The 18809-nt window shown below is 66.1% G+C and carries 22 protein-coding genes and 1 tRNA gene; 15 read left to right on the forward strand and 8 right to left on the reverse strand.

Annotated features, from left to right (window positions below; translation table 11 throughout):
- The first annotated feature begins 194 nt into the window (after positions 1-194).
- The 11 genes from ruvB to queC all read left to right on the forward strand — a co-directional run bounded on the left by ruvB (position 195) and on the right by queC (position 8837).
- A complete protein-coding gene (ruvB, locus tag ACFX4F_RS16590) occupies positions 195-1235 on the forward strand; it encodes a Holliday junction branch migration DNA helicase RuvB (RefSeq protein WP_380657212.1) in 1041 nt (346 codons plus the stop codon).
- Positions 1225-1674: a tol-pal system-associated acyl-CoA thioesterase gene (gene ybgC / locus ACFX4F_RS16595; RefSeq protein ID WP_380657214.1), complete on the forward strand. Its 450-nt coding sequence runs from the start codon at positions 1225-1227 to the stop codon at positions 1672-1674. The genes ruvB and ybgC overlap by 11 nt, the downstream gene beginning before the upstream one ends.
- Positions 1675-1684: 10 nt before the next feature.
- Positions 1685-2464: a protein TolQ gene (gene tolQ, locus ACFX4F_RS16600; RefSeq protein ID WP_025874672.1), complete on the forward strand. Its 780-nt coding sequence runs from the start codon at positions 1685-1687 to the stop codon at positions 2462-2464.
- A 24-nt stretch (positions 2465-2488) separates the two neighbouring features.
- Positions 2489-2917: a protein TolR gene (gene tolR / locus ACFX4F_RS16605; RefSeq protein ID WP_100460132.1), complete on the forward strand. Its 429-nt coding sequence runs from the start codon at positions 2489-2491 to the stop codon at positions 2915-2917.
- Complete coding sequence (gene tolA / locus ACFX4F_RS16610; RefSeq protein ID WP_380657217.1) at positions 2907-3959, forward strand: cell envelope integrity protein TolA; 1053 nt, start codon at positions 2907-2909, stop codon at positions 3957-3959. The genes tolR and tolA overlap by 11 nt, the downstream gene beginning before the upstream one ends.
- Positions 3960-3968: 9 nt before the next feature.
- On the forward strand, positions 3969-4385 hold the full coding sequence (locus ACFX4F_RS16615; protein ID WP_099818806.1) for a TonB C-terminal domain-containing protein: 417 nt from the start codon (positions 3969-3971) through the stop codon (positions 4383-4385).
- Positions 4386-4528: 143 nt separating this feature from the next.
- Complete coding sequence (gene tolB, locus ACFX4F_RS16620) at positions 4529-5848, forward strand: Tol-Pal system beta propeller repeat protein TolB (protein WP_099818807.1); 1320 nt, start codon at positions 4529-4531, stop codon at positions 5846-5848.
- A 64-nt stretch (positions 5849-5912) separates the two neighbouring features.
- Positions 5913-6431 carry a peptidoglycan-associated lipoprotein Pal gene (pal, locus tag ACFX4F_RS16625; RefSeq protein ID WP_006386160.1) on the forward strand — a complete coding sequence of 173 codons (519 nt, stop codon included), beginning with the start codon at positions 5913-5915 and terminating at the stop codon, positions 6429-6431.
- 3 nt (positions 6432-6434) lie between these two features.
- On the forward strand, positions 6435-7253 hold the full coding sequence (gene ybgF / locus ACFX4F_RS16630) for a tol-pal system protein YbgF (protein WP_088100990.1): 819 nt from the start codon (positions 6435-6437) through the stop codon (positions 7251-7253).
- A gap of 139 nt (positions 7254-7392) precedes the next feature.
- Positions 7393-8094 carry a 7-carboxy-7-deazaguanine synthase QueE gene (gene queE / locus ACFX4F_RS16635; protein ID WP_380657222.1) on the forward strand — a complete coding sequence of 234 codons (702 nt, stop codon included), beginning with the start codon at positions 7393-7395 and terminating at the stop codon, positions 8092-8094.
- Between the two features lie 77 nt (positions 8095-8171).
- Entirely contained in the window at positions 8172-8837 is a 666-nt protein-coding gene (gene queC, locus ACFX4F_RS16640) for a 7-cyano-7-deazaguanine synthase QueC (RefSeq protein ID WP_380657225.1), read from the forward strand.
- A gap of 203 nt (positions 8838-9040) precedes the next feature.
- Here queC and ACFX4F_RS16645 read toward each other — a convergent pair whose 3' ends face one another.
- Positions 9041-10000, reverse strand: coding sequence for a DUF2268 domain-containing putative Zn-dependent protease (locus tag ACFX4F_RS16645; RefSeq protein WP_380657228.1), 960 nt, complete (start codon positions 9998-10000; stop codon positions 9041-9043).
- Positions 10001-10153: 153 nt separating this feature from the next.
- On the opposite strand from ACFX4F_RS16645, the gene ACFX4F_RS16650 reads away from it, so the two are divergent.
- Positions 10154-10229: transfer RNA gene (locus ACFX4F_RS16650), tRNA-Lys, on the forward strand.
- Positions 10230-10302: 73 nt separating this feature from the next.
- Here ACFX4F_RS16650 and ACFX4F_RS16655 read toward each other — a convergent pair.
- Both ACFX4F_RS16655 and ACFX4F_RS16660 read right to left on the reverse strand, forming a co-directional pair.
- Positions 10303-10611, reverse strand: a complete 309-nt coding sequence (locus ACFX4F_RS16655; protein ID WP_099818817.1) for a hypothetical protein — start codon at positions 10609-10611, stop codon at positions 10303-10305.
- 80 nt (positions 10612-10691) lie between these two features.
- Positions 10692-11048: a hypothetical protein gene (locus tag ACFX4F_RS16660; protein ID WP_380657231.1), complete on the reverse strand. Its 357-nt coding sequence runs from the start codon at positions 11046-11048 to the stop codon at positions 10692-10694.
- Between the two features lie 735 nt (positions 11049-11783).
- On the opposite strand from ACFX4F_RS16660, the gene ACFX4F_RS16665 reads away from it, so the two are divergent.
- Both ACFX4F_RS16665 and ACFX4F_RS16670 read left to right on the forward strand, forming a co-directional pair.
- Entirely contained in the window at positions 11784-12629 is an 846-nt protein-coding gene (locus ACFX4F_RS16665) for an alpha/beta hydrolase (protein ID WP_380657234.1), read from the forward strand.
- Between the two features lie 87 nt (positions 12630-12716).
- Positions 12717-13655 (forward strand): alpha/beta hydrolase, encoded by a 939-nt coding sequence (locus tag ACFX4F_RS16670; protein ID WP_380657237.1) that lies wholly within the window; start codon positions 12717-12719, stop codon positions 13653-13655.
- A 101-nt stretch (positions 13656-13756) separates the two neighbouring features.
- Here ACFX4F_RS16670 and ACFX4F_RS16675 read toward each other — a convergent pair whose 3' ends face one another.
- Positions 13757-14179, reverse strand: coding sequence for a response regulator (locus tag ACFX4F_RS16675; RefSeq protein WP_099818822.1), 423 nt, complete (start codon positions 14177-14179; stop codon positions 13757-13759).
- 336 nt (positions 14180-14515) lie between these two features.
- Here ACFX4F_RS16675 and ACFX4F_RS16680 point away from each other — a divergent pair, with 336 nt between their 5' ends.
- A complete protein-coding gene (locus ACFX4F_RS16680; RefSeq protein ID WP_025874650.1) occupies positions 14516-14839 on the forward strand; it encodes a zf-TFIIB domain-containing protein in 324 nt (107 codons plus the stop codon).
- Positions 14840-14845: 6 nt separating this feature from the next.
- On the opposite strand, the gene ACFX4F_RS16685 is transcribed toward ACFX4F_RS16680, so the two are convergent.
- From ACFX4F_RS16685 to ACFX4F_RS16700, 4 genes are all read right to left on the reverse strand, one after another.
- A complete protein-coding gene (locus ACFX4F_RS16685; protein WP_380657242.1) occupies positions 14846-15358 on the reverse strand; it encodes a GNAT family N-acetyltransferase in 513 nt (170 codons plus the stop codon).
- 81 nt (positions 15359-15439) lie between these two features.
- Positions 15440-16405 (reverse strand): copper resistance protein B, encoded by a 966-nt coding sequence (locus ACFX4F_RS16690; RefSeq protein WP_380657245.1) that lies wholly within the window; start codon positions 16403-16405, stop codon positions 15440-15442.
- Positions 16402-18213, reverse strand: a complete 1812-nt coding sequence (locus ACFX4F_RS16695; protein ID WP_380657248.1) for a copper resistance system multicopper oxidase — start codon at positions 18211-18213, stop codon at positions 16402-16404. Before ACFX4F_RS16695 ends, ACFX4F_RS16690 begins: the two co-directional genes overlap by 4 nt.
- A 75-nt stretch (positions 18214-18288) precedes the next feature.
- On the reverse strand, positions 18289-18675 hold the full coding sequence (locus ACFX4F_RS16700; protein ID WP_380657251.1) for a CopL family metal-binding regulatory protein: 387 nt from the start codon (positions 18673-18675) through the stop codon (positions 18289-18291).
- Between the last annotated feature and the right edge of the window lie 134 nt (positions 18676-18809).

Consider the following 18809-nt stretch of genomic DNA (forward strand, 5'->3'; position numbering starts at 1 on the left):
GGGCGTGAGCGCCAGGGATGGCGCGACCGAGCTTACATGGACGTACTTGCAGCGTCCCCCGCAACCGGACCCACCCCGCCATCCCCCAGGAAACCTGCTTCTGCTCTTGCTTCGGCTGTTGCCGTTGCTTTGGCCTCTGCGGGTGCCGGGCGCAGCCCGGCCGAATCCCCCCGTTTTTGCCGCATAATCAGCACATGACCGACGACCGCATCATCGGCGCCGGCGCCACCCGCGAGGATGACGCCGCCGACGCCAGCATCCGACCCAAGCGACTTGCCGACTATCTCGGCCAGGTGCCGGTGCGCGAGCAGATGGAGATCTACATCCAGGCCGCCAAGGGTCGTGGCGATGCGCTCGACCACGTGCTGATCTTCGGCCCGCCCGGCCTGGGCAAGACCACCCTCAGCCATGTCATCGCCAACGAACTGGGCGTGGCCCTGCGCGTGACCTCCGGCCCGGTGATCGAAAAGGCCGGCGACCTCGCCGCGCTGCTGACCAACCTGCAGCCGCACGATGTGCTGTTCATCGACGAAATCCATCGCCTGTCGCCGGTGGTGGAAGAAGTGTTGTATCCGGCGATGGAAGATTTCCAGATCGACATCATGATCGGCGAGGGCCCTGCAGCGCGCTCGATCAAGATCGACCTGCCGCCGTTCACCCTGATCGGCGCCACCACCCGCGCCGGCCTGCTGACCGCGCCGTTGCGCGACCGCTTCGGCATCGTCCAGCGCCTGGAGTTCTACAGCGTCGAAGAACTGACCCGCATCGTGCGCCGCTCGGCCGCGATCCTGGCCATCGACTGCACCGCCGACGGGGCAGGGGAGATCGCGCGCCGCGCGCGTGGCACCCCGCGTATCGCCAACCGCCTGCTGCGCCGCGTGCGTGATTACGCCCAGGTCAAGGCCGGTGGCCACATCGACCAGACCGTGGCCCAGGCCGCAATGCAGATGCTCAAGGTCGACCCGGAAGGCTTCGATGAGCTCGACCGTCGGCTGCTGAAGACGATGGTCGACTACTTCGACGGTGGTCCGGTCGGCATCGAGTCGCTTGCCGCGGCGCTGTCGGAAGAGCGCGGCACGCTGGAAGACGTGGTCGAGCCGTACCTGATCCAGCAGGGCTTCCTGATCCGCACCGCGCGTGGCCGCATGGCCACCCACAAGGCCTACCGGCACATGGGCCTGAAGCCGAAGAACCCGCCGCAGGATCTGTTTGCCGAGGTTCCCGATGTCAGTTGAACCCTCGGTTGAACCCCGATTCAGTTGGCCGACACGCATTTACTGGGAAGATACCGACGCTGGCGGGGTGGTCTACCACGCCCGCTACGTGGCCTTCATGGAACGGGCCCGGACCGAATGGATGCGTGCGCTGGGCTTCGGCCAGGAGCGCATGCGTAGCGAGCACGGCATGGTCTTCGCGGTGCGCTCCATGCAGATGGATTTCATCAAGCCGGCACGGCTGGATGACCAGCTGCAGGTCAGCGCCACCCTGGTCCAGCTGAAGAAGGCCAGCATGGTCTTCGACCAGCAGGTCCTGCGTGACGGCCAGCTGCTGCTGTCCGCGCAGGTCCGCATCGCCGCACTGGACGCGGCCAGTTTCCGCCCGCGTGGCATGGACGATTCCGTCCTTGCCGCGCTGCAACCCCACCTCCACCCCGAATCCGAACAGAACTCTTGAGGAACAACGGATGATCGCAACGCTCCTGGCCCTGCAGGCCACGGTCACCGAGGCTTTGCCGGCTGACGTCAGCAATGCCGCGACCCAGACCCTTGCCCAGGCCACCACCGGCGGCGGCATCAACTACCTCGAACTGATGGCCAAGGCCAGCCTGCCGGTGAAGATCATCGTGCTGGCGCTGCTGGTCGGCTCGTTCGTCAGCTGGGTGATCATTTTCCGCAAGGCCCGCATCTTCAAGCAGGCCACCCGCGAAGCCGACGAGTTCGAGAACCGCTTCTGGTCCGGTGCCGACCTGGGCAAGCTGTACAGCTCGGCCACCGACCGCAGCCGCAATGTCGGCGGCCTGGAAGCGATCTTCGAAGCCGGTTTCCGCGAGTACACCCGCCTGCGCGACAAGCGCCGGCTGGATGGCCGCGCCCAGCTGGAAGGCGCCCAGCGCGCGATGCGCACCACCTATACCCGCGAAGTCGACCAGCTCGAACGCAACCTGGAACTGCTGGCCAACATCGGTTCGACCGCCCCGTACGTGGGCCTGGTCGGTACCGTGTTCGGCATCATGGTGACCATGCACGACATGATCAGCAGCGGTGCCCAGGCCGGTATCGCCGCCGTCGCCCCGGGCATTTCCGAAGCGCTGTTCGCCACCGCCATCGGCCTGTTCGTGGCGATTCCGGCGGTGTGGGCCTACAACCGCTTCACCACCCGCGTGGAGCGCATGTCGGTGCGTTTCGAGACCTTCGCCGACGAGTTCAGCTCGATCCTGCAGCGCCAGAGCGCTGGCGACGAGTAAGCGCCAGACCCGGGAGTCCAAGCCATGTCCGCTGCCATCGGTCGCCGCAAGCGCCGCAAGCTGAAATCGGAAATCAACGTCGTTCCCTATATCGACGTCATGCTGGTGCTGTTGATCATCTTCATGGTCACCGCGCCCATGCTCACCCTGACCTTCGACGTCGACCTGCCCAATTCCAACGCCAAGGCGCTGGAAAGCAAGCAGGATCCGTTGATCGTCTCGGTGCGCCAGGACGGCCAGCTCAGCCTCAAGCTGCCCGACGCCAAGGAACCCACCGCCGTCACCGCCGAGGAACTGCAGGGCCACCTGTCCGGCATCGCCGCGCAGGACAAGGACGTGCGCGTGATCGTCGCCGCCGACCGTGCCGTGGCCTATGAGAAGGTCATCGCGGCAATGGATGTGATCAAGCGCGCCCACGTCGACAAGGTGAGCCTGGCCACCGATGCGAACTGACGTCCTGCCGCTACCGCACAAGCAGGAGCCCGGCTGGGGCCAGCCCCTGCTGCTGGCCGTGCTGGTGCACCTGCTGGTCGCGTTGATCTTCATCGGCGCCTGGCTGTGGTCGCCCCAGCGCAATACCGATGCCGCCGCAGGCGATCCCTCGGTCGAGGCCAGCCTCGCGCTGTCCGCCTCCGAGGCGGCTGCCGCGCGCCAGGCCCTGCGCCAGTCGGAGAAGCTGGAAGACCTGCCGCCGCCGGTGGCCGAGCCGATCCCGGTGCCGGAAGACACCATCCCGCCGCCGCAGCCGATTGAAGAGCCGCGCCCGCAGGACGCGCCCACGCCGCAGCAGCAACAGGCGCAGGAGCGCGTGGCGCAGCCTGACACCAAGGACCAGGACGCGGTCAGCGCGTTGGCGATCTCGCAGGAAAAGGCCAAGCAGGAGCAGGAAGCCAAGCGCCGCCAGGAGCAGATCGACCTGACCGAGCGCAAGCGCCAGGAAGAGGCCGAGCAGAAGCTGCGTCTGGCCAAGGAGCAGGAAGCGGACGCCAAGAAGAAGCAGGCCGAGCAGGAGCGTCTGGCTGCCGACAAGGCCGAGGCCGAGAAGCAGAAGAAGATTGCCGACATCCGTGCCCGCCGCGAGCAGGCCGAGAAGGAAGCCAAGCTGGCCGAGCAGAAGCTGCGCCAGGTCGCTGCCGCGCGCAATGCCGCAGGAACGGCCGTTGCCGGTACCAGCGGCGCCGCACAGCCGGCCGCCGGTGGTGGCGGCAGCAGTGACGACCTGTCTGCCAAGTACGCTGCGGCCATCCAGGCCAAGGTGCGCGATACCTGGACACGTCCGGACAGCGTACCGCTGGGGCAGAAGTGCCAGGTCACCATCACCCAGATTCCGGGCGGGCAGGTGCTGCAGGCCAAGGTGAGTTCCAACTGCGCCTATGATGAAGCGGGCAGGCGCTCGATCGAAGCGGCCGTTCTCAACGCCCAGCCGTTGCCATACCGGGGCTTCGAGAAGGTGTTCAACCGCACGCTCAATCTGACCTTCACTGCTCAGGACTGACAGAACAGAATGACCAACGCCCGCCCCCCGCGCTGTGGAGGACCCGCGACGAAGGGAGCCCTGCGTCTGTGTGCGTTCGCGCTGTCGTTGCCGATGGCGCTGTCGTTATCGGCAGCAGAGCACGCAGGCGCGCCCCGCAATGATCATCTGGCATTGCAGAAGGCCTACGCCGACGCTGTTCGCGCGCGGATCGTGGAGCATTGGTTTCGTCCAGCTTCGGTGCTGCCGGGCCAACGGTGCTCCGCGCGCGTCCTGCAGTTGCCCACCGGCACCGTCATCTCCGTAAAGACGCAGTCCGACTGCCAGTTCGATGCCGTGGGGCGGTCGTCTCTGGAGGATGCCGTCCGCAGGGCGCAGCCATTGCCCACCGAGGGATTCCAGTCTGTCTACGTGCGACATCTACAGCTGACCTTTGTCGCGGAGTAGCGGAGATCCTGCCTTTTCGTTAAAGGCGCGTGATTGCCTTGCCCCAAGTGACTCTCCTTTCACGTACCCTTGGTTCATGATTGCGAAGCGGTTCACTGCCGTTTTGTTATCCCTCGTTCCGGTTCCCCCTATTTGAGCGCTCCATGAAGAAGATGCCTCGCTGGCTTGCCATGTTTGCGGCCCTGTTGCTGCCCTTTGCTGCCGTCGCGCAGCAGAAGGGGCTGGATATCGACATCATCGGCGGCAACGCCTCCGCCCTCCCGATCACCATCGTGCCGATGCCCTACCAGGGTGCGGCCGGCGCTCCGCAGACCGATGTCGCCGGCGTGGTCCGTGCCGACCTCGAACGTTCGGGCCAGTTCCGCACGCTGCCTGAAGCGCAGATCGTGGAGAAGCCTACCCGTGGCGGTGACATCCAGTTCGCCACGTGGCGCGCGCTGAAGCAGAACTACATCGTCGTCGGCCGGGTCATGGATGCCGGTGCCGGCGCCTACCGCGTCGAGTACGAACTGTTCGACGTGCCCAAGGGCGAGCGCCTGCTGGGCCTGGCGATGACCGCACGTGGCAACGCCATGCGCGACGTCGCCCACCAGATGGCCGACGCCATCTACGAGAAGATCACCGGTGTCCGCGGCGCCTTCTGGACCCGCATCGCCTACGTGACCGCCAGCGGCAAGGGCGACGCCATGCGCTATGCGCTGATGGTCGCCGATTCCGACGGCTTCAACCCGCAGACCATCGTGCGTTCGGCCGAGCCGCTGCTGTCGCCGTCGTGGAGCCCTGATGGCAACAAGCTGGCCTACGTCAGCTTCGAGCGTGGCAATTCGGCCATCTACATCCAGAACATCTCCACCGGCGCCCGTGAACTGGTCACCAGCTTCCGCGGCATCAACAGCGCCCCGGCCTTCTCGCCGGACGGTCGCAAGCTGGCCCTGACCCTGTCGCGTTCGGGCAACCCGGAAATCTACGTGATGGATCTGGGCAGCAAGCAGCTGACCCAGCTGACCAACCACTTCGCCATCGACACCGAGCCGACCTGGGCCCCGGACGGCAGCGCGGTGTACTTCACTTCCGACCGCGGCGGCCGTCCGCAGGTCTACAAGGTCGGTGCCGGTGGTGGCAGCGCCGAGCGCGTGACCTTCCAGGGCAACTACAACGCCAAGCCCTCGGTGTCCTATGACGGCAAGAAGATCGCCGTTGCCCAGGGTTCGGGCAACAGCTACAAGATCGCGCTGATGGACAGCTCGCTGGGCTCGCCGCGCTGGAGCACGCTGTCGCCGGGTTCGCTGGACGAGTCGCCGAGCTTTGCGCCCAACGCAAGCATGGTGCTGTACGCCGCCCGTGAGGGTGGCCGTGGTGTGCTGTACGCCGTCTCGGCCGATGCGCGCGTGCGCCAGCGCCTGGTTCTGGCAGACGGTGATGTGCGCGAGCCGGCATGGTCCCCCTACCGTACCCAGCGCTAAAAGAGTGTTAATATTTTCTCTGTATTGAACCCCTCATCGGCTTAGGAGCCACAAAGGTATCGCCATGAACAAGTCCACCCGCGTTCTGCTTGTTTCCCTGCTGTCCGTGGCCGTCCTGGCCGGTTGCTCGAAGAAGGTCAAGGAAGAGCCGCAGGCTCCGGTCGATACCGGCACCTCGACCACCACCCCGACCGGTCCGTCCACCTCCGGCCTGTACGGCCCGGGCGATCTGGACACCGACGCCTGCCTGCGTCAGCGCGTTGTCTACTTCGACCTGGACAAGGAAGACGTGAAGCCGGAATTCCAGGCCATCATGGCTTGCCACGCCAAGTACCTGCGTGACCGTCCGTCCTCGCGCATCACCCTGCAGGGCCACACCGACGAGCGCGGTTCGCGCGCGTACAACCAGGCCCTGGGCGAGCGTCGTGGCAACGGCGTCAACTCGGCGCTGCAGGCCAACGGTGGCTCGGCTTCGCAGCTGACCGTCGTGTCCTACGGTGAAGAGCGTCCGGTCTGCACCGAGTCGAACGAGTCCTGCTGGTCGCAGAACCGTCGCGTCGAAATCGTCTACACCGCGCAGTAATCCATGCGCCTTGGCATCAAACTGATGCTGGTCGTTGCGGCAGCCCTCGTGGCTGCCGCACCGGCGCATGCACAACGTCAGAGTCTGGCCGACCGTGTAGGTTCGCTCGAGCAGCAGATGTACAACAACAGTGCCAACCAGGACCTGTTGAACCAGATCAACCAGCTGCGGCAGCAGGTCACCAGCCTGCAGGCCTCGATCGAGCAACTCCAGCACGACAACGCCCAGCTCAAGCAGTCCGCCCAGGATCAGTATCTGGATCTGGACAGCCGCCTGAACCGGTTGGAAGGGGGCTCTGCCGCCCCGGCCCTGCCTGCTGTTCCGGCGAGCGCACCGAAGGCTCCTGCAGCCCCGGCAAAACCCGCAGCGGCGGCCACTTCCGAGCGGCCGCCCTCCGTCCATGGTGACCCGGGCAGCCTGGCCGTCACCGGTGACGAGCGTACGTCCTACAACGTGGCTTTCGATGCGTTGAAGGCCGGCAAGTACGATGATTCGGCGCAGCTGTTCCTGAGCTTCCTGGAGCTGTATCCGAACGGCGTCTACGCCCCCAACGCGCTGTACTGGCTGGGCGAGAGCTATTACGCCACCCGCAATTTCCCGATGGCCGAGTCCCAGTTCCGCGAACTGCTCTCGCGCTATCCCACCCACGACAAGGCCGCAGGTGGCCTGCTCAAGGTCGGCCTCTCGCAGTATGGCGAAGGCAAGGTCGACCAGGCCCAGCAGACGCTGGAGACCGTCGTGGCGCAATACCCGGGCTCGGATGCCGCGCGTACCGCGCAGGACCGCCTGCAATCGATCCGCCTCGGCAATCAGATCCGCTGATCCGCTGACCGGGCGTACAATACGCCCCCTGGCGCTGGGCTGACTCCCGGCAGCCTCCTGTAGAGCCGAGCCCATGCTCGGCTGCTTTCGTTTCCGGCGCCGGGACATCCGTCGCCCGCCCCATGAAGAATTGTCTGCCATGACCGCCGTCACTCCGTCCAACGCCGTCGCCACGCCCAGCGAGATCGTGCAGTCGCCACTGCCGCGCCTGAAGATCACCGAGATCTTCACCTCGTTGCAGGGCGAAGCCGATACCGCCGGTTGGCCGACCGTGTTCGTGCGCCTGACCGGTTGCCCGCTGCGCTGCCAGTACTGCGACACCGCTTACGCCTTCCACGGCGGAACCTGGTGGGACATCGACGACATCGTCACCGAGGTGCTGGCCCAGGGTGTGCGCCATGTCTGTGTGACCGGCGGCGAGCCGCTGGCACAGAAGCGCTGCCTGGTGCTGCTGCAGAAGCTGTGCGACGCCGGCCTGGATGTGTCGCTGGAAACGTCCGGTGCGCTGGACGTCAGCGCGGTCGATCCGCGCGTATCGCGCGTGGTCGACATCAAAACCCCCGGCTCGGCCGAAGTCGCCCGCAACCGCTGGGAGAACCTGCCGCTGCTGACCGCGCGCGACCAGATCAAGTTCGTGATCTGCAACCGCGAAGACTACGACTGGGCCAAGGCCATGGTCGCCGAGCACCAGCTGGTGCAGCGCACGATGGTGTTCTTCTCGCCCAGCAAGGGCGAGATTACTGCCCGCCAGCTGGCGGACTGGATCGTGGAAGACCGGTTGCCGGTGCGCTTCCAGATGCAGTTGCATAAGATTCTCTGGAATGACGAACCGGGCCGCTGAGCCCGTCCGTTGTTCCTTGATGTAGTTCCGGCGCGGGACAGCGTGCTGGCTTTTCCCCCAAACCGGATGATTTACCCATGAAGAAGGCAGTCGTGCTTCTCTCCGGCGGCATGGATTCAGCCGCCGTCATCGCCATGGCCCAGGAACAGGGCTTCGCCGTGCATGCCCTGAGCGTGCGTTACGGCCAGCGCCATACCTCCGAGCTGGATGCCGCCGCACGCGTGGCCAAGGCGCAGGGCGTGATCGTGCACAAGACCGTGGACGTGGACCTGCGCAGCATCGGCGGCTCGGCGCTGACCGACGACATCGACGTGCCCGAGGCGGGCGGCGAGGGCATCCCGGTCACCTACGTGCCGGCGCGCAACACCATCATGTTGTCGCTGGCCCTGGGTTGGGCCGAAGTGCTCGGTGCCAACGACATCTTCTGCGGCGTCAACGCCGTGGACTACTCCGGTTACCCGGATTGCCGCCCCGAGTTCATCGCCGCCTTCCAGACGCTGGCCAACCTGGCGACCAAGTCGGGTGTGGAAGGCGCGGGCATCACCGTGCATGCGCCGTTGCAGTTCCTCAGCAAGGGCCAGATCGTCAGCGAAGGCGTGCGACTGGGCGTGGACTTCGGTCTGACCGTGTCCTGCTACAACGCCGATGCCAACGGCGCCGCCTGCGGCCACTGCGACGCCTGCCGCCTGCGCGCGCAGGGCTTCACCGAAGCCGGTGTGGCCGACCCGACGCTGTACGCCTGATCGCCTCTGGTAGTGCCGGCCGCTGGCCGGCTTCCCCCGCAGGTGCGAACTGAACCCCGGTAGCTGCGAACTCCACCCTGGTGGGTGCGAACTGAACCCCGGTGGGTGCGAACCGTTGGTTCGCACTGGCTGACCGGCCGGGCAGCTCTGACTCTGGTGGGTGCCAACCTTGGTTGGCACTGTGCGCCGGGCATGGCCCGGCGTTACCGCTGCTGCAGCCACCCCGACGCCTCGATAAACCCCCGCACCGCTGCAGGATCCTCGTAATCCAGCTCGATCATCCGTGCGATCGCCGCCTGCTCATCCGGCTGCTGGCGCATGTACTCCTGCGCGATCCGGTAACCGGCGTAGTACCCCACATCGCTCACCCCGAACGCATTGCGGGCGCTGTTGTACAGCCAGTTGTCCAGGTCATCGCCATCCATCTCGGCGATGAAGCGAACGCGGATCTCCGATTCGTGCAACGGCCCATAGGCATACAGCGGCAGCGCCGGTCGGCGCCCGCTGATCCGCTCGGCCACGTACTCGGCCACGCCCTCGCGCACCGCGTACTGCGCGAGCGAACCGGTGGTCTCGCGCTGCTGGGTATGCACGTACTCATGCAGGTTGTTCTGTGCGTTGTTCGCACCGGGATTGCTGTCGTAGAAGACCCGCAGGCGACTGCGCAACGGCTCCGGCAGTTCACTGACATCCACGCTTGCATCGCCCAGTGCCATCTCCGCGCCGATCAGCACCTGGTTGCCCAGCGTGGTGCCACCCGTGCGCAGTACGCCCACGGCATAGGTGATGCTGGCCGGGCGCAGGGCGGGGTAGAGCGTGCGGAACGCCGCCAGATCCCGCTCCAGCGTGGCGCTGGCCTGCTGTGCGTTGGCGGTCAGCGGCCGTACCGAGGCCCAGAAGCGCGGCCACGCCAGCATGGCGTCGGCGTACTCGGCGGCGGTGTAGTTGCGCACCTTCATCAGCGCATGCAGGCCGGGGCTGCCCGGCGCGACATAGCGCTGCTGCACCAGAGCCACCCGCTGCGCGGCATCGGGCTCGGCAAGTACCGCATCGTAGGTAGCCCAGAAGCGGTCGATATCGCCGGTCCGCACCTGTGTAGGCGATGCTGCAGAGGCGGCAAACGGCAGCAGCAGGGCGAGCATCAGCGGCAGTGGCAGACGCATCCATCGCTCCGGGGCAGGGTCGCAGCTGAGATGCTGCGGGCGCCGGAAAGGTTTAGACGCCCGCAGCCCGGCAACTTCGTAGATCCCCGACTTCACCCAGCCCCGCAAAGTACGGTAGAATGCCCACCCCGCCGAAAGGCCGGGGCCTTGCATGGGCCGTTAGCTCAGTCGGTAGAGCAGAAGACTTTTAATCTTTTGGTCGATGGTTCGAATCCATCACGGCCCACCATTGCAGGCAATGACTTCGGTCATCCAGAAAGGCACCGCGAAGCGGTGCCTTTTTTGTTGCAGAACCTGAGCTCCTACTTGGACGTCGCGCCCTGGGAACGGGCCGCCTCGCGGTCTGCCTCGACCTTGGCGGCCGCCTTCGCAGCACGTTCCACTGCGGCGCGTTCAGCATCGAACCGGGCCTGCCGCTGGGCGCTGTAATTGCGCTCCAGTTCCAGCGAGGCAATGAAGCTGTCGGGGTGCTTGGCGGCGCACGCCTGCTGCACCAATTGCACGGCATGGTCGGACAGGCCGGGTTGGATGTTGCCGAGCAGGCAGTCGGCGTACGGTACGGGCGCAGCCGGGCTTGCGGCCAGCGCGGCAATGATCATGGCATTCAACATGCGAACCTCCTTGTGTCAGTGTCGATGGAACTCGGGACGAACCCGGCCCGAGTATGGGCTGGATTGTGGTGCAGGTGCGCCTACTCAGGCCGGATATCCCGGCACACCAGCTCCGCCAGTCCCCGGCAGGCGAAGAACAGCCCTTCGACCACGCCGTCATCCAGATATCGGTCCGGCGTTGCCATCGATCGGCAGCGATCGGCGGCATGCAGCATCTCTGCCACGGTCAGCATGCCGACGGCGGCCCGCTCCACGCGTGACAGTGCCACCCTGCGCCCTGCGGGAAGGCTTGCATCAGGCCAGGGCTGGCCGTCTGCACCTTCGCCCGCCCGGATGCGTTCGAGGCAGCCCAGGAAGGTGCTCAGTTCGGGTATGGGGTTGTCATCGTCGTCGTTGACGCTGGCGGCATATGAGGCATAGGGCGGACCTTCAGTCATCTCGGCTTCCTCGGCTCTGCGATGGGAATGCCACCGCGCAGAGCGGGTGGCGGACGGTGCGTGGCTGCAAGCCGGGATGATTAGAGCCATTGACCGGCGGGCACGAAGGCCCCCACGCACCGCCCGCCATAAAGGCCGACGGATTACCCGCCGGCACCATTGAAAAATGATGCCGGCGGGCAAGCGTAAACAACGGCTCGAAAATCATCACGGGCTTGCAGGCCCGGTGCCACCCGTTGTCGGTGGCGCAGCATGGTGTTTACGCCCGCGCTTGGATTTCAATCAGAAATTTCCGGAAGGACATGCGGAATCCAGGCGCGCGACGATGGTGGCGCAGGCCTGTCATGCGCAGCAAGCGTCAGTACACGACGCATTCGTTTCCGCGCGTGGTCGATCACGTTGAAGAATGCCGGAAACCGCATATGGCGGCGCATCTGTCGTGATCCAGCAAGTGTAAAGCTGGCTTCGCTTTCGCCGTCAATGTTCGCTGTGCGTTGCTATTTACCCACCGCATTTCGGTGCGGGTGCGACGGTAGAGGCGTCCTTGGCGGTTCAAACGCGACACGTGGCGGTGCACGCGCGGTATGGGCGGGCCGTACCCGGGCGTGAGTCACGGCAAGTCATCTACGCATGGCGTGGATCTACGCATCCGGCAGGGATGTTAGGCATGTCGCAGCCGCCAACGCTTGCCTCCGGACGCTATGCTCGGCGTCTTTCCTTGGATGGGTCGCCTCAATGCGCTTGATCGTACTGTCGCTGTTGTTGTCCGCTGTCTCCGCCGCGCCGCTGATGGCCGCCGAACCGGCGTCGCAGCCGGCGGTCGCTTCGCCGCTGGCCATCGGCGAAACCTTCACCATCGAATCGAAGGCACTGGGCGAAACCCGTCGCATCAACGTCTATCGCCCGCAGCCGTGGGGCCTGGACCCGAAGACGCCGCTGCCGGTGCTGTACATGCCCGACGGCGGCATCGGAGAGGACTTCCTGCACGTGGCCGGGCTGGTGCAGGTGCTGACCGGCAACGGCAGCATGCGCCCGTTCCTGCTGGTGGGCATCGAAAACACCGAACGCCGCCGGGACATGACCGGCCCCAGCAATGTCGCGGAGGATCGGAAGATCGCGCCGCGCATCGGTGGCTCGGCGGAATATCGCGATTTCCTGCGCGATGAACTGATGCCGCAGGTGCGCCAGCGCTACCCGACCACCGACGAGCGCGCGCTGATCGGCGAATCGCTGGCGGGCCTGTTCGTGGTCGAGACGCTGCTGCAGGAACCGACCTTGTTCAACAGCTACATCGCGCTTGACCCCAGCCTGTGGTGGAACCGCGGCGCCTTGCTGTCTGGCGCAGGCAAGCAGTTACCGTCAGTTGCCCGCAGTGGCGCGCGGCTGTTCCTGGCCAGCAGTGGCCAGCCGGAACTGGCCGCGTCGAGCGCGCGCTTGGCGGCGGTGTTGCAGCAGGCATCACCGGCAACGTTGGTGAAGTACCAGCCACTGCCGGAAGAGACCCACGCGACGATCTATCACCCCGCGGCGCTGCAGGCCCTGCGGACGCTGTTCCCGGCACCGCCGCCGGCTTCGCCCTGAGAGTGGCTTGGCGTATGGCAACGCGGCGTGTGAGGATGCGGTAGCGGCGCCACCTGCGTGCGCCGCCCGCAACGGGAGAGCGAACGGATGCAGCGTGTGCGTGGATGGAGTGTGGCGGTCTGCCTGGCCGTGAGTGGTTGTGCGATGGCGGTGGCTCCGCCAGCCGTGCAGGATGAAGCGAAGGAGAGCGCGGCCACCGCTGTGCCGGGCGTGGTGCTGCCGGGTACCGAAGCGCTGCGCGTGCACGATCCTGTTGGTCGTGATTATCCGATCTGGGTGGCGCTGCCGGCCGACTATGCCGCGCATCCTGAGAAACGCTACCCGGTGCTGTACGTGACCGATGCGCTGTACAGCTTCCCGTTGGTGCGCAGCGTGCGCAACCTGGTGGGGCAGCAGGGCGTCAACATCGAGGATTTCATCCTGGTCGGGTTGCCGCCGCAGGAAGGCCTGACGTCCAAGCAGAGCCGCTCGCGCGATTACACGCCCAGCAACCCGGCGCGCACGCCAGCCAGCTACTACAGCGATGATGTTACCTACGGTGGTGCCGCGCACTATCGCGACTTTGTGGCTGCGCAGGTGTTGCCGATGGTCGATGCGCGCTACCGCACCGATCCCGCCCGTCGCGTGTTTGCGGGTCATTCCTATGGCGCGCTGTTTGGTGCTTACGTGCTGACGACCCAGCCGGACATGTTCAGCACCTACATCCTGTCCAGCCCGTCGCTGTGGTTCGACCAGCGTCTGTTGCCGCGCATGCAGGACGCCGCCGTCATCCCGGCGCAGCCGACCCGCGTGCTGTTGTCAGTGGGCAGCTACGAGACGGTCAAGGAAGGGCCGCGCTACTCCACCGGCAACGACATGCTGCGGCAGGCCGCCGACTTTACTGCCCAGCTGCAGCGCGGTGGCCGCAAGCTGCAGGTGGAGAACATCGTGATTGATGGCGAAGACCATCTCACTGTGTATCCGCGCGTGATCACCCGCGCGCTGCTGCAGGTACTTCCGGGCGAAGGACCGTATACCGGCGGTTGACGGCCAATTCCATCCACGCATGGCGTGGATCTACTGCGATGCGCACCGTTGTGTGAACGGAAAATGCTGCCAGTAGATCCACGCCATGCGTGGATGGGACCTTACGCTGCCTGTGCATCCGCCCCGGTCAACACGCCGACATCCGCATGGCGGAAGCACAACCGGATCGCATCCAGCAGCTCGCTCATGTTGTAGGGCTTGGGCAGGAAGTGGATGCCGTCCTGCAGCTGCGGCAGCACAGCGTGCTGGTCCATGCCCGAGGTCACCAGAATCGGCAGCTCGGGATACAGGCTGCGCACGCGGTTGGCGGCCTCGATGCCACTGACCGGGCCGAGATTGACGTCGGTGAACATCAGGTCGAAGCGCTCTCCCGCCGCCAGCAGGCCCAGTGCGGCTTCGGCGCTGCTCACGCCTGCGACGTGGCAGGCCTGGCTCTCCAGCGCCATCCGGCTCAGTTCACGGGTTTCCTCGGCGTCTTCGATCAACAGGACGCGTGGTTCAACGTGGCGCTTGGACAGCAGCATGACGCAACAACTCCGGACGGCAGGGCATGGAAGGCGCGCAAGTATGCGCAAGCCCCCAGTGAGCCCCGTGTGCAGGATCGGCTAAGTGGGCGTTACAGGGCGTTGTTGCGTTGGCGGCGCACATGCCAGGCCAGCGCTGCCACCGCCAGCAGGCGCAGTGCACCGGGCGGCGGGAAGCAATGCTCATGTGCGGGCTCCGGGCACGGTGATGGCGCAGAGTGGGACCGGGCCGGGGTGGCGGCACGCGGCGGAAGTCCTTGTGACATCGTTCATGCGTTGCCGCACAGTCATCCGCACGCAGGTACAGTCGAGGCCAGACCGACAGGAGCAATGCGAATGCTGTGCCCCGTGTGCAAGACCCAGACCCTGCAGATGGCCGAGCGCCATGGCATCGAGATCGACTACTGCCCCAGCTGCCGTGGTGTATGGCTGGATCGTGGCGAACTGGACAAGATCATCGAGCGCGCCACCGATGGTGCAGGTGCCGCCATGCCGCCGCCAGGGCCCGCGCCTGTGCAACCGCAGGCCGCGCCGCCGCCGGTGATGCACCGCGATACCCGTCATCTCGGCCAGCGCCATGATGACAACCGTGGCCAGTACAGCCAGGGCTACAAGAAAAAGAAGAAGGAGAGCTTCCTCTCCGAACTGTTCGATTTCTGACGCCGCTCAGGGTCGGCGCAGGATGAATTCGCGGTCGCGGCTGTCGCCGACGATGAAGTCATATTCGCCGGCCTTGCTGCAGCCGTAGCGCGCGTAGAAGCGCTGCGCGCCGAAGTTCTCTTCCCACACGCCCACCCACAGGGTGCGGCGCTGTGGCTGGTCCAGCCAGGCCATCAACGCATCCATCAGGCGCGCGCCGTGGCCACCATTCTGGTGGCTGGCCAGGATGTACAGGCGCTTGAGTTCGATGTCGCCATCGCGCGCGTCCGCATGCGGCAGGGTGTTGGCACCGGCGGCCAGGTAGCCCACTACCGTTTCACCCTCCAGCAACAGCCACACCGCGCTGCGCGGGTCGGACAGTTCGAGCCGCTGCGGTGCGCTGCCGTAGTGATCCTGCAGGAAGCGGTGCAGGTCCTGCGGCGGGTAAGAATCGCCCCAGGTTTCGGTATAGGTGGCGATGGCGATCGCCGACAGGGCGTCGACGTCGGCCAGGGTGGCGCGGCGGATGTGCAACGACATGGTGCAGCCTGCAATGGAACGTGCGGCAGTGTAGCCGGCCCCGGCGGTTGCCGGGGCTGGCTGCTGCTCACGATCCGCTGCTCAGAACCACATGCGGATGCCGGCGACCCAGCGCGTATCGCGTGCGTGGTCGCCTGCATAGTCCGCCGTGTCGCCGAACGCGCGCTCGTGGCTGATGCCGATGTACGGCGCGAAGCGGCGGCTGAACTCGTAGCGCAGGCGCAGGCCGGCTTCGACCTTGTTGAGGCCGCGGCCGATGCCGTACTCGGGTTCATCCTTGCTGGCCACGGTCGCTTCCAGCAGGGGCTGCAGGATCAACCGGTTGGTCAACAACACGTCGTATTCGATCTCGGCCTTGGCCATCAGCTGGCCACCGGAACCGGCATACAGCGTGGCCGAGCTTTCGAACTTGTACGGCGCCAACCCCTGGATGCCGATCGCCGCCCAGGTGCGTGAATCGGCGGGGCGGAAGTCCTGGCGCACGCCGACCAGTACGTCCCACCACGGCGAAATGGCACGCCCGTACAGTGCTTCCACGCCCGACGATTCCGTGCGGCCTTCGCTGCGTTCACCATCGGTGCGCAGCCACAGGCGGTTGATGTTGCCGCCGATCCAGCCGCTGGCCTCCCAGGCCTGGCCGTTGCCGTTCTTTCCATCCCAGTGCTCTAGGCGATCGATCAGCAACAGGCTGTGGATCTCCGGGGCGTGCTCCATCGCACCATGCGCGATGGGTGGGAACGCGGCTGCACGATCGGCATCGGTGGGGACCGGGATCGGCTCGCGTGGCTCGGCCGGCGCGGGCGTGCCGTGGCCCATTGTCGAATGATCCATCGCGCCATGGTCCATCGTTGAATGGTCCATCGCACCGTGGTCCATCTTCGCGTGGTCCATCTTCGAATGATCCACGTCGGCAGCTGCCGCTGGTGTGGTATCGGCAGGAGGCGAGGGCGCTGCCATGTCATGACCGGCATGGGACTGCGCGAACGCGGGCAGCGCGGCCAACAGGCCGAGCGTCAACAGGCTCGGAGCAAGCAGGGAGCGGCTCATTCTTCGATCCTCACTTCGCGCATCATGCCGGCTTCCATGTGGTACAGCAGATGGCAGTGGTAGGCCCAGCGACCGAGTGCATCGGCGCGCACGCGATAGGTGCGGCGGGTGCCGGGCGGCATGTCGATGGTGTGCTTGCGCACCTGGAATTCACCCTGTGCGTTTTCCAGGTCGCTCCACACGCCATGCAGATGGATCGGGTGCTGCATCATGGTGTCGTTGACCAGCACGATGCGCATGCGCTCGCCGTAGTTCAGGCGCAGCGGCTCGGCACCGGCGAAGGGAATGCCGTCGAACGACCAGGAGAACTTCTCCATGTGGCCGGTCAGGTGCAGCTCGATTTCGCGACCGGGCTCGCGGCCGTCGGGGTCGTCGAACAGGCTGCGCATCGCACCATAGGTGAGCACCTGGCGGCCGTTGTCGCGCAGACCGATGCCGGGGTCGTCCAGTTTCGGCTCGGTGGCCGAGCTCTGCATGTCCACCAGCGGGTTGTTGCGCTCGCTGGCCGGATGCTTTGGCGCCTTGCTGGCGGTATCGCCGCCACCATGCGCACCGTGACCCATGCTGGCGCCGCAGCCGCCTTCCATGCCCTTCATTGCTGCCATGTCGTGGCCGCCGTGGCCCCCGCCGCCCATGTCATGACCCATGTCGCTCATCGTCAGCAGCGGGCGCGGGTCGCGCGCGGGAATCGGTGCCTGCAGGCCATGGCGCACGGCGAGGGTGCCGGCGGCATAGCCGGTGCGGCCCATGTCCTGGCAGAAGAGGGTGAAGGCATCCTGGCCGCTGGGTTCGACCAGTACGTCGTAGGTTTCGGCCGGGGCGATGCGGAACTCGTCGATGCTGACCGGATGGATGTACTGGCCGTCGGCGGCGACCACGGTCATCTTCAGGCCGGGGATGCGTACGTCGAAGTAGGTCATCGACGCGCCATTGATGAAGCGCAGCAGCACCTTTTCGCCACTGCGGAACAGCCCGGTCCAGTTGCCGGCTGGCGCCGTGCCGTTCATCAGGTAGGTGTAGGTGTGCGCGTTGATGTCGGAGATGTCGCTGGGCGTCATCCGCATCCGGCCCCACATGCCGCGGTCGGACAGCGCGGCCGACCAGCCATCGCGACGGGCGTCGCGCAGGAAGTCGGGCAGGGTGCGCTTGTAGTAGTTGTCGTGCTCGGCGAGCTTCTTCATGCGCCGGAACAGCGCGCCAGGATCCATGTCGGTCCAGTCGGACAGCATGATCACGTGCTCGCGGTCATGCCGGTAGGGCGCCGGTTCGGCCGGGTCGATGATCAGCGCACCGTACAGCCCCGCCTGTTCCTGGAACAGCGAATGGCTGTGATACCAGTAGGTGCCGGACTGCTTGAGATCGAAGTGGTAGTGGTAGGTCTCGCCCGGGCCGATGCCGTTGAAGCTCAGGCCGGGCACGCCATCCATGTTGGCCGGCAGCAGGATGCCGTGCCAGTGGATGGAGGTCGGGTGCTGGCCGAGCGTGTTGCGCACGAACAGGTCCACGGTCTGGCCTTCGCGCCAGCGCAGGATCGGTGCCGGCAGCGAGCCGTTGACGGTGATCGCCGGGCGGGTGCGGCCGGTGAAGTTGGCCAGCGACTCGCCGATGGCCAGTTCAACGCGGGTATCGCTGATGACTGCCGGCGCGCCGGCCAGGCGTGGCGCGGCAGAGGCGGCGGCGAGCGCACGCTGCGGAACGCCGGCTGCGGCGATGCCGGCAACCACGCCGCCAGCGGCGATGCCCTGCACGAAAAGACGACGCGACGGCATGGGCACAGCGCCCGGGCCGGGAGGAATACGGGTACTCATGGTGGTGACTCCAAACACGGAAAGACGCCAGCGCAGGGCCGGCTTCAGTGCGCAGCGCGCACGAGGCGTGTTGGATCAGCCGATGGGAGGGCGTGAGATCGGCGGCAGCGGCGGTGCCGGGCGGCCGTTGGCAGGCATCGGCTGCGGGGTCAAGGAAAGACCGGGGCCGGCCAGGAACGGTAGTGCCTGCACCGCCAGCAGCGGATGCTGGGCGCAGCTGCGCACGCAATCCTTGATCTGGCAGTGCGCGTCATGGGCGGGGGCCTTGGCCTGCGGCGCCTCGTCGGCGGTCATGCCGGCGTGGTGATGGCAGTCCGCGTCGCCCTCATCGGTCATGGCTGAGGTCATCGCATGGGCCATGCGACCCATGTCCTCGTGTCCGCTGGCCATGGCCGCGTTCAGCCCGTTGAGCAACAGGCTGAGCATGAGCAGGACACGGAGCAGGGTCGAGGCGAGGGACATGGCGTCAATTTAGCCGCAAGCGGGGCCGGATGCACTTCATGCTGAATGGTGTGTTCAAGGTTGGACCCGCACCAATGTAGAGCCGAGCCCACGCTCGGCTGCTTCTGCGGCAAGGGCAGCCGAGCGTGGGCTCG

The organism is Stenotrophomonas sp. YIM B13575, from assembly GCF_042787595.1.
GTDB classification, from domain to species: Bacteria; Pseudomonadota; Gammaproteobacteria; order Xanthomonadales; family Xanthomonadaceae; genus Stenotrophomonas; species Stenotrophomonas lactitubi_B.